A 9,702-nucleotide genomic window follows, 5' to 3' on the forward strand; every position below is an offset into this window, starting at 1 on the left:
TTTCAGGATGACTGCAGGCTGAGCGCCTGACTTTCAAGAAGTCTGGTCGTGACCTCCAGCCCGGCCAGGGACTCCAGCTCTTCGCTTCTGTTCATGGCCCCGGCAATATCACCGGCCAGACAGGTCAGCCCGTGCCCGTCCATGAATATGCTGTCATATTCCCTGGCCTTGTCCCCTACAGCCCTGGCCAGGTCCCTGCTGCCGGGATCCATTGCCTCTACCCGGCCAAGGCCTTTCAGGGCCGCCCTGGCCTCGAACAGGTCCTTTTTTTTGAAAAGAACGCCTTCCCCAGCCCGGCTTAAAGCCAGAAGACTCAACGGGTGGGTATGGGCCACTGCCCCGGCCTTTTCCTGGCGCTTGTAAATCTGCAGGTGCATACCGCTTTCAATGGACGCAGGCCCGCCTGCAAGGGTACTGCCGCTCTCCAGGTCCATTACGCTCAGGTCCACTGTCTCCAGGCAGGACTTGGGGCATCCCGAACGGGTAATAAGAACAAGCCCCCCTCGCCTGAGGCTCAGATTGCCGTTACAGCCGCTGAAAAGCCCGCGCTCCCAGCCTCGCCGGCCGGCAAGCACCAGGGACTGGATATCTTCCGGAGAAAAGTATTGTTCCACTCCACTTTCCGGGGATCTCTCTCCCAGCACCGGCTTTATGTCCACTACAGGGGTCTTATCCACCACTTCCAGGGGATGCACCACTATGCGGCAGTCGTGAATCTTAAGTATTTTTACCTGGTGCAGACCTATGGGATTGGGACGATGCGGGGACCTGGTGCAGAAAACCCCGTGCAGGGGCCTGGCCGGGTCATTTCTGGGGCGCAACCGGTATACGTCCCTGCGGGCCAGGTGCATCCAGGTCAGAACAACCACCTCCTGTCCCTGTCTCAGGCGGTGCAGTCCGGGAGCATATTCGGGATCAAGCTCAATGGTGCAGGCAGGCATATCCCCGCGTCCCTGCCTGGGACAATCCTCCGGATCCAGATAGTTGGTCCTTGCCAGGCCTATGCTTTTAAAATGCATGGAGTCACCCCCTGTTTACCCTTGCCTATCAGACAATCTGGTGGCAATATATAATTCTGTCGCGGGCGTTTAATTGTTTTACAACCCATCAGGCAGGCAGCCGGGACGCAGCAGCTCCCAGCTACCCGGCCGCAGCCTTTAAACTCAGGATCGGTGCAAATCGTGGGCATGGTGGATGTTACAGAGTTGAATCCCGGGCAGGTCCTGGAGAGCAGCGTTGTTACCCCCAATGGACGCCTGCTTCTGCCCGGAGGCATGACCCTGACCCGGGAACATATAGCATTCCTGCACAAATGGGGTATAGCCAGGGTGCACGTCCAGAACCAGGAAGGAGAACCTGCGGCACTCGACCAGGACCTCATTAACGCCATAGAAAGCTATCTGACTCCTTTCTATGCCTGCAACGATATCGAGGAACCCGTAACCCGGGCTGTTTACGAACATGCCGTAAAAAGGCTGGCCTTAAAATGTCAACAGGGCTGGACCATCCCCAGAAAAGAACCCAACCTCCCGGTAAACGACGGCAACCTCCTGGACAGTTTCTATGCAGGAGAATTCAGCTTAAAAGACCTTGTCAACCACGACGTGGAGCTGTCCTCCTTCCCGGATATCTACTTCAAGATTCACCGGGCCATCAACTCCCCCCACAGTACCGCCGAATACCTGGCCGGCATCATCAGCAAGGACCCGAGCCTCAGCGCCAAGCTTTTGAGGATTGTCAACAGTCCCTTTTACGGCCTCACGAGCAGGGTGGATTCCATAACCCGGGCAGTGGCCCTGGTGGGAGTAAACGAACTCTCCACTCTGGCCCTGGGCATCTCGGCCATCAGCGCCTTCAAGGATATTCCCGGCGAACTGGTGGACATGCGCTCCTTCTGGACCCATTCCGTGGCTGTGGGTGTGCTGTCCAGACACTTAGGCAGGGATTTCCCGGAAATATCCGGGGAAAGGCTGTTCGTGGCCGGACTGCTGCACGATATAGGCCGGCTGGTAATGTTCAGGAGACTGCCGGCCATTTCCACCGAGGCCATAATCTACGCCCAGTCCAACCTCCTGCCTCTGGTGGAGGCGGAACGTGATTTTCTGGGATTTGACCATGGCCTGATAGGTGCAGCGCTGGTCAAATCATGGAAGCTTCCCCAGTACCTTGCCCATCCCCTGGGGGGACACCACAGGGAGGACTGCCTGGGCTCACCCATGACCGCCATGGTTCATCTTGCAGATTTTCTGGCCATAGCCATGGCCTTTTCCCAGAAGGGGTCCCTCATTGCTCCGCCGCTCAGTCCTTCGGCCTGCAAAACAGCAGGACTTACCCCTGAAAAGCTGGAGAACATAATCTCCGGCGCAGAAGAAGAATTTGAAAATATTGTGGATATATTTTTTGCAAAGGGGCGGGGCTGATACTAAAAGCCGCCCCTGGTTAGTGGCAACTGTACATTGACTATACAGCAGACAGCCTGCGGGTATTCTTTCTCAGATCGTGGATCTTTTTCCGCAGCACATCACGCTCCCTGCGTCTGCTCTTGGGCAGATTCAGCCTCTGCTCCTGCAGTTCCTTCATTCTGGCCTTGAGGCTTTTGATCTGATCCTTGTAGGCCCCGGACTTGCCGCCTTCTTCCTGGCTCATTCCCAGCACTTCCTTGATGGAAGACAGAAGTTCCTCTTTACTCATCCCGGAAGCCCCGCTTATCTGGGGAATCTTGTCAATGCAGAGCTGGCGGAGCTCTTTGGCTGTCATTTTGTCCAAGGGTTTTTTCAGTTCCAGGTTGATTTCCTCGCTCACAGCGACCTCCTTGAAAATTATTGGTTTCAGGTTTTTTTATTAAAATATTCTACATACTTGGCATAACATCTGGCGATGGATGATCCCTCCGGAAAAGCATGCAGCAAACCTCCCAGCTGCTCGGGACGCCGGGGCTCAAGTTTTTGGCTGGTATTCTGCACTAAGGGAATATCCAGCGGGGTTCTGCCCATTAACAGTTCTATACGCAGGTTGTCAAAAAGAACCACCCCGCAGAAATCATTTATTCTTTTAAGCAATTCTTCCTGTTGAAAGGTAAGTTCCTGGATGATTATGGAATCCCGGGCCCCAAGGATCAATGTGTGCTTTTTCCTGCCAACGGGACTGGCCATATCAGCGAATTGCCCGCCAACAATCCGGCGCCAGTTTTCACAGATTCTGGTGAAAAGGTAATGCCTGCCTTCCGGGTCATTGCGCTGGAAAAACCTATCAAGCAAACTGTTTACAGGCTCCATAAACTTCACCTTAAAACTTTGAACCCACTAAGGCAACAGGAGAATCCGGAAGCCTTTCTGATGCGGAATCCGGCCCTGATTTTTCTGTTTACAGCCCCATTTAGCCAATGTATGAAGACGCTCAGCAAAATAAAAATCTGGCCTTAAGCCATAATGGAAGCCTCAACTTCATCCAGCATTTTTTTCTCATGTTCTTTTACAAGGCTTGCAGCCAGAAAATACGGGGTCTGGGGCTCGAGGCTCAGATCAAAGCTCTGGGTGAACTGATCTTCAAAAAGCTGTCTGACCTTGGGCGATACAGATCCCAGGTAAACCAGGTGGCTGGAAACATCCCAGACCACGTCGAAAACCGCCGGTACTGGGAGGGTTTTGCCCATAAGGGTCTGTTTCACTCTGTCTTTGATTTCCGCTTTATGGTCCCGGGTGACAATCTTCCTGCCCCTGGACTCCTGCTCCCGGCGGGCCTCTTCCAGGGCCAGGCGGAGATACTTTTTCATAACCGCAGGCGGAATGCGGCGAGTGTCAAGACGCAGTGCGAATGCCAGATAATGTCCCTTGTGCGGGCTTGCAGTGTGCCACTGGTTGTCCAGGAGGTCGTCAAAACACACCCAGCCGAAGCTCCTTTCGTCGCTGGTCTGGTCAATCTCCCTGAAAGCATTGCTCTTGAGCCGCTGGGGGACTTCACTTACAAGTTCATCCGGGACATTCTCCACGATGCGGTACCTGGTCAGACTGACGCTGGAACTGAGTATACCCAATTAAGACGCTCCTTATTTTATACTGTGCCTTATGCCTGTATGCAAGAAACCTATACTGCCCTGACTCGACCTTCAAGGCAAATTATTTTTGAAGCGCTGCACCGGGCAGAAGTGAAACCATGGACCATCATTCAACCTTACTCCTGGACAATTAAAATTTTATGTGCAACTATCTGTATTTATTTTATTTGTACACAATCTCAACTGCCTGCAGCCACCAAAAAACATATACTTGATAATCATTGACCTGTTTTCTTCAACTATAAACAATTGACTGACAACCCTTAACTTTAAAAATTATACCAAGGAATTAATAATGCCTCAATATCTCTGTATTCACGGACATTTCTATCAACCCCCGCGTTTTGACCCCTGGCTGGAAGAAGTCCTTCCCGAGGCCAGCGCCGCCCCGTTCCCGGACTGGAACCAGCGCATCAACAGGGAAAGCTATGACCCCCTGGGTGCCGCGCGTATCCTGGATGAACACGGCCGCATCGAGCGTATTGTCAATTGTTATGAATTCATAAACTTCAATTTCGGCCCCACCATCCTGCGCTGGATGGCCAGGCACAGTCCCTCCACCTATCACAAGGTGCTGGAGGGAGACCGCAAAAGCATCGAGCGCTTCGGTCGCGGCAACGCCATGGCCCAGATATACCATCACATCATCATGCCCCTGACCACAGACGAGGACCGGGAAGTGGAGATACAGTGGTCCATCCAGGATTTCCAGCAACGCTTCGGCCGCAGGCCTGAAGGTTTCTGGCTCTCTGAAACCGCTGTCTCCACCCCGGACCTGGAGGCCCTGGCCAGGGCAGACATCAGGTTTACCGTGCTGGCCCCCAGGCAGGCCAAAGCCATATCCGATTCCCGGGGCAACTGGCACGAGGTCGACGAAGGCACCCTGCCCAAGGACAGGCCATATCTGGTAAAATTGCCCTCAGGTCGGGAAGTCTCGGTATTCTTTTACGACGGACCTGTTTCTCAGGCCGTAGCCTTTGAAAATCTTCTTTCCGACGGGGAAGGCTTCTGGCAGCGAATCCTGGCCAACCACGACCAGAAGCTTCTAAGCCTGGCCACAGACGGGGAGTCGTACGGGCACCACTTCAAGTTCGGTGAAATGGCCCTGGCCTGGGTATTGAACAGGGCTCTGCAGGAAGACAGCCCCCTCTCCCTGACCAATTTCTCATCCTGCCTGGATAAACACCCACCGCAGCAGGAGGTCAGGATTCACGAAAAATCATCCTGGAGCTGCGTACACGGAATAGAAAGATGGCAGGACGACTGCGGGTGCAGCAGCGGTGACCACCCCGGCTGGAACCAGTTGTGGAGAAGGCCCCTTCGCAGATCCCTGAACGTAATCCGCTATTATGTTGATGAACATTACCGGCATTATGCAGGAGAGCTTTTCAGTGATCCGCGCCAGGCAATGCTTGATTACGGCAACTGCCTGAGCGGCAAAGTAGAGCGTGACGAGTTTCTGCGCAGACACCAGGCCCGTGATCTGGACCGGAACCAGAGGGCTGTAGCCCTTAAGTTTCTTGAAATGCAGCGCATGAGCCTGGCATCCTTTGCCAGTTGCGCCTGGTTTTTTGACGACCTGGGACGCATCGAGCCCTTGAACGCCCTCAGCTACGGTTCAAGAGCCCTGGAAATGCTCAAGGACCTGCAAGGCCCCGACGTGGAACCCCTTGTCCTGGAAGTACTGGAAGAGGCCAGATCCAACGATCCCGCCATAGGCGACGGAGTAACGATCTGGAAGGAAAAGGTTCTGCCCAGAAGAGTCAGGCCGGCCCACATGGCTGTCATGGGAGCATGCATGCAGGACCGGGAGTCATCTTTTTCCTTTCCCGGCCTTGAGTTCAGCACACGCAAAGAAAAAAACATCCTGCAGCTGGATTACAGCTGGACCTGCCTGCAGGAACAGGGCCAGAAGAAATTTGCCCTGGACCAGGAGGCGTCCCTGGACTGCAGGGTGCAGACCGGGGAAGGAGAAAGCCTTGGCATGGCAAACATGGACAAAAAACTCCAGAATCATGTACTTTTACAACTTGACCGCGAATATGAAGAAAAGATTTTGTCAACCCTGATGCAGGCTGCTTCCATGCCCGGCAGGCACAGGGAAAGCTTTTTCGAAACCGGCCAGAAAGAGCCCATTGCCGGAAGGGGTATTTTGTCCCTGGGCATGCTTATACATTATCTCTCCTCCGCCCAAGAAGCCGATGACTGGTCCGCATTCTGGCAGGAGGTACTGCAGAACAATCCTTACCTGTCTTTCCTGCTCAGATCCTGTCTTGAAAAAGAACTGGCCGGGCTCTGCTCTCAAGAGCAGCAGATGTGGGACAAAGCAGGAGAGATGATTCAAAGAAGCAGAAAGCTCGGGATTTACCCGGACATCTACCACCTGCAGAACAGGATTTGGGAAAAAGGCCTGGATTTATTTGAAGAACATACCCTGAAAATGTTTGATTTCAGGAGCTGATTAGAACAGGTGCATAAATGAAAAAGAAAAAACAGCAGAGCACTGAAGCAGTAAGCCCGGAAAGTTCAGCCTGGAGCGCCCCCCTGCTGCATGCAGCACTTCTTCTTGCCGCCCTGGGCCTTGGCCTAGACCTGATTGTACGCCGGACCATGGGTGTAAGCATCTGCCCCACCGAAGGTTGTCTTATAGTGGGAGAATACGTGCGCATCGGTGAAGAGAACCTGGTCCTCCTGGGATTTGTCTTTTTGCTGGTTCTCTGGCTGGCGTACTTCTTTGCCCGGCGTTACAACCGGGCCTGGCTTTGGGGTCTGGCGACAGTAATGCTCATGGGCGCCTTGTCCTTTGACGGAAGCCTCATGGGTTTTCAGTTCCTGGTGATTCAGGAACCCTGCCTGCTGTGCATAATAGTGGCCTGTTCCCTGTTTCTCATCCTGGCCCTTTTCGCCCTGGTGCGCAAAAAGGCCTTTTTGTTCCTTCTGGGCCTTTGCGTATGGATTGCCGGCGGTGCAGCCGGGAGTATCCTGCAGCCCCCTGCAACCACTGCAACAGACAGGCCGGACCTGGAAAATACAGCGGTAATCCAGTGGTCCCATACCGGGGCTCAAGACTGGCCCAGGTTTCACTTCTTTTTCAGCATGCACTGTCCCCTCTGCACCGAAATCATGCTGCATCTGGCCCAGGAGGGCTCAGAACCGCTGGATTACACCTGGAACTTCATCCCCCTGGATACAGAACCTGACGACCTGAAAAAAATAGCGGCCCTGAAAAAAATGGATCTCTCGGATAAAAACCCCTTCTATGAAATCCTGCTCATGGAACAGTACCCAGGGACCCCGGACGTGGAAATACCCGGCCACCTGCAGGAACTCATCCTCCAGGCCAGGTTCTATTTCCAAGTCCAGGGTTTCAGGGGAGTACCGATAACCATAGTACAAAAAGGCCCCGATGAGAAAAAGGTTCTCACCGGGGCCCAAGAAGCCATGCAGTATTTCCGGGACAAGGGCATCCTTTCCCGTTGACGCTCAGTTGATCAGTTGTCCAGCACCTCAGGGCGGACCATGTTTATATCCGCCCTGGAGCGCAGCATGGTGATATATGAATTAAAGACCTGCTGCCTCTGCATCTGGGCGTATGACTGCATCCACTGATCCTTTTCCTGTTCAAACTGCTCCATGTCCGGCTCTATATGCTCGTTTACCCGGGCCACGATGTAGCCTGCATCAGTTGACTTGACCTCTGGCAACCAGCTTCCCGTGTCCTGAACAAAGGCCTGCTCCGCAAGTTGCGGATTCATGCCCAGGCCAGGAATAAAACCCTGCCTGTCAAAAGGCTCGCTGGTGACCAGATCCAGTTCTTCCGGCTCTACTGCCTCGTCCAGTATTTTGTCCAGTTTGTCTCCGGCTGCTTTCTCAGCCATCTCCATCGACTTCTGCCGGGTAAGTTCCTCAACTATCTCGTCTTCCACCTTTTCAAGTTCCAGGCTCCTGGCTTCCCTCACCCCGGTTTTCTCGGCATAAAGATATCCATTGTCCAGCATAATGGGAGATTCTGTGACCTCGCCTTCCATGAGATTAAAGAGCCTGTCCAGGGCTTCCCCGGGCAGTTCCAGCTCCTCAGGGCCCTGCTCCCTGGAAAAATAGTCAGTTTCCTTCAGTTCCAGCCCCAGGCTGTCGGCGGCTTCTTTCAGGCTGCCTCCGGCCACCACGATCTCCAGGACATCGTCTGCATAGTCCCCTATCTGGTCCGCGGCCTTTTCCCTGCCGATCTTTCTGCGGATCTCGTCCTCTACTTCCTCAAGATCCGGGCTTGCAGCTTCCACGTATTCTTCCACCTTGATAAGATGCCAGCCGAACCTGGTCTGTACAGGGGAACTGACTTCTCCGGGGGTCAGATCAAAAGCGGCTTCTTCAAAGGGCTCAACCATCTCGCCGCGGCCGAATCTGCCCAGGTCTCCTCCTTCAGCAGCACTGGGGCACTGGGAATGTTCCCTGGCCAGTTCTTCAAAACTTTGGCCCATCTCAAGCTCTGCCAGGATCTGTTCAATCCTTTCCCGGGCCTGCTCCTGTTCCAACTCTGGTGCATCTTCTTCGACCTCCACGAGTATATGTCTGGCCTTAACCTCTTCTGGCTGCTCAAACTCACTTTGATGACTCTGGAAATAAGCCTCGACTTCTTCGCTGGAAACCCTTTGAGCCCCGGCCAGGGCGTCAGGGGATAGCTCCAGGTGGGCTATCCGGATTTTTTCCGGTTCCATGAACCTGTCCTGGTTGTCCTGGTAATACTCTTTGATCTGTTCCTCTGTAATGCTTACCTTGTCGTGGAACTCGTCTGCTTCGAAAAGCTTGTAATCTATCTTTGCCTGGGACCGTACATAATTGAAAAATTCCTGAACTTCATGCTCATTGGGTTTTGCAGGCAAAGACACATATTCTTCCATTTTTTCCATGAGCAGGTTGTGCCTGAAATCCCGCTCAAACTGTGAAGGCGTCAGCCTGTGGGAACGAAGCACCTGCTCATAGCGCTGGGGATCAAACCTGTTTTCCTCGTCGAAAAAAGCCGGCAGACTGGTGATCTCCTGCTGCAGTTGCTCCCGGCTGACAGACAGCCCCAGCTGGCTGGCCTTCTGGACCAGCAGCTTGGAGTTCACCATCTGATTAAATACCTGTTCCCTGAGCTGCATGGAGCGCATGTCCTCCCGGCTGAGCCCCGGATTCTGCTCCCGCATGGAATGAGCCGTACTTTCATAGGCCCTGGCGAATTCCTGTATGGATATGGGCTCGCCATTGATCACGGCCAGAGTTTCGCGATCATCTTCGGTGAAGCTGCCCACTCCCCAGAAAACAAAAACTATCACGATGACGCCAAACAGCACCTTGACAATCCATGACTGTGCATTGCGGCGCATTATATCCAGCATATCATTACTCCCTTATATTTGATGTAATTAAATTAAGACTAAAGTGGGCCATGCCCGCAACCCAAGAAATAAAGGAACCTTAACCGCCCGTTCCCACGCCCTGGCGTGGTCACTCAAGACGCAAAGGTCGCAAAGGAAGGCAGGAAGATTTTTTTCATTTGTCACGCGCTTCGCGTGATAACGGCAAATGAAAAGGCAGCCTTGTCCAAAACCGTGTCCCGGTTTTGGACAATACACCTGCTTCGCGTCTTTAACTTTGCGTACTTAGCG

The 9,702-nt window shown here is 53.5% G+C and carries 8 protein-coding genes; 3 read left to right on the forward strand and 5 right to left on the reverse strand.

The features are described 5' to 3' along the window. Positions 1-2: 2 nt before the first annotated feature. The gene (tsaA, locus tag D5S03_RS11495; protein ID WP_008870601.1) at positions 3-1,019 is read right to left on the reverse strand and encodes a tRNA (N6-threonylcarbamoyladenosine(37)-N6)-methyltransferase TrmO; all 1,017 of its coding nucleotides are present in this window, start codon (positions 1,017-1,019) and stop codon (positions 3-5) included. Positions 1,020-1,187: 168 nt separating this feature from the next. On the opposite strand from tsaA, the gene D5S03_RS11500 reads away from it, so the two are divergent. Continuing rightward, positions 1,188-2,420, forward strand: coding sequence for an HDOD domain-containing protein (locus tag D5S03_RS11500; RefSeq protein WP_008870602.1), 1,233 nt, complete (start codon positions 1,188-1,190; stop codon positions 2,418-2,420). Positions 2,421-2,460: 40 nt separating this feature from the next. On the opposite strand, the gene D5S03_RS11505 is transcribed toward D5S03_RS11500, so the two are convergent. The 3 genes from D5S03_RS11505 to rdgC all read right to left on the reverse strand — a co-directional run bounded on the left by D5S03_RS11505 (position 2,461) and on the right by rdgC (position 4,033). After that, positions 2,461-2,802: a hypothetical protein gene (locus D5S03_RS11505; RefSeq protein ID WP_008870603.1), complete on the reverse strand. Its 342-nt coding sequence runs from the start codon at positions 2,800-2,802 to the stop codon at positions 2,461-2,463. Positions 2,803-2,828: 26 nt separating this feature from the next. Beyond that, positions 2,829-3,275 (reverse strand): DciA family protein, encoded by a 447-nt coding sequence (locus tag D5S03_RS11510; protein ID WP_008870604.1) that lies wholly within the window; start codon positions 3,273-3,275, stop codon positions 2,829-2,831. 143 nt (positions 3,276-3,418) lie between these two features. Next, the gene (gene rdgC / locus D5S03_RS11515) at positions 3,419-4,033 is read right to left on the reverse strand and encodes a recombination-associated protein RdgC (protein WP_008870605.1); all 615 of its coding nucleotides are present in this window, start codon (positions 4,031-4,033) and stop codon (positions 3,419-3,421) included. A gap of 316 nt (positions 4,034-4,349) precedes the next feature. Here rdgC and D5S03_RS11520 point away from each other — a divergent pair, with 316 nt between their 5' ends. Next, a complete protein-coding gene (locus D5S03_RS11520) occupies positions 4,350-6,515 on the forward strand; it encodes a DUF3536 domain-containing protein (protein ID WP_287044108.1) in 2,166 nt (721 codons plus the stop codon). A gap of 17 nt (positions 6,516-6,532) precedes the next feature. Next, the gene (locus D5S03_RS11525) at positions 6,533-7,534 is read left to right on the forward strand and encodes a hypothetical protein (protein WP_008870607.1); all 1,002 of its coding nucleotides are present in this window, start codon (positions 6,533-6,535) and stop codon (positions 7,532-7,534) included. 11 nt (positions 7,535-7,545) lie between these two features. Here the strand turns inward: D5S03_RS11525 and D5S03_RS11530 are convergent, their stop codons facing one another. Further along, on the reverse strand, positions 7,546-9,432 hold the full coding sequence (locus tag D5S03_RS11530) for a SurA N-terminal domain-containing protein (protein ID WP_008870608.1): 1,887 nt from the start codon (positions 9,430-9,432) through the stop codon (positions 7,546-7,548). Positions 9,433-9,702 lie beyond the last annotated feature (270 nt).

The sequence above is a fragment of the Desulfonatronospira sp. MSAO_Bac3 genome (assembly GCF_003838035.1).
Classification (GTDB): Bacteria; Desulfobacterota; Desulfovibrionia; order Desulfovibrionales; family Desulfonatronovibrionaceae; genus Desulfonatronospira; species Desulfonatronospira thiodismutans.

Excerpts from the sequence above, each read along its gene's own strand:
- D5S03_RS11530 (WP_008870608.1), bottom strand. The coding sequence starts at position 9,432 with ATGCTGGATATAATGCGCCGCAATGCACAGTCATGGATTGTCAAGGTG.
- D5S03_RS11525 (WP_008870607.1), top strand. The coding sequence starts at position 6,533 with ATGAAAAAGAAAAAACAGCAGAGCACTGAAGCAGTAAGCCCGGAAAGT.
- D5S03_RS11500 (WP_008870602.1), top strand. The coding sequence starts at position 1,188 with ATGGTGGATGTTACAGAGTTGAATCCCGGGCAGGTCCTGGAGAGCAGC.
- tsaA (WP_008870601.1), bottom strand. The coding sequence starts at position 1,019 with ATGCATTTTAAAAGCATAGGCCTGGCAAGGACCAACTATCTGGATCCG.
- D5S03_RS11520 (WP_287044108.1), top strand. The coding sequence starts at position 4,350 with ATGCCTCAATATCTCTGTATTCACGGACATTTCTATCAACCCCCGCGT.
- D5S03_RS11510 (WP_008870604.1), bottom strand. The coding sequence starts at position 3,275 with ATGGAGCCTGTAAACAGTTTGCTTGATAGGTTTTTCCAGCGCAATGAC.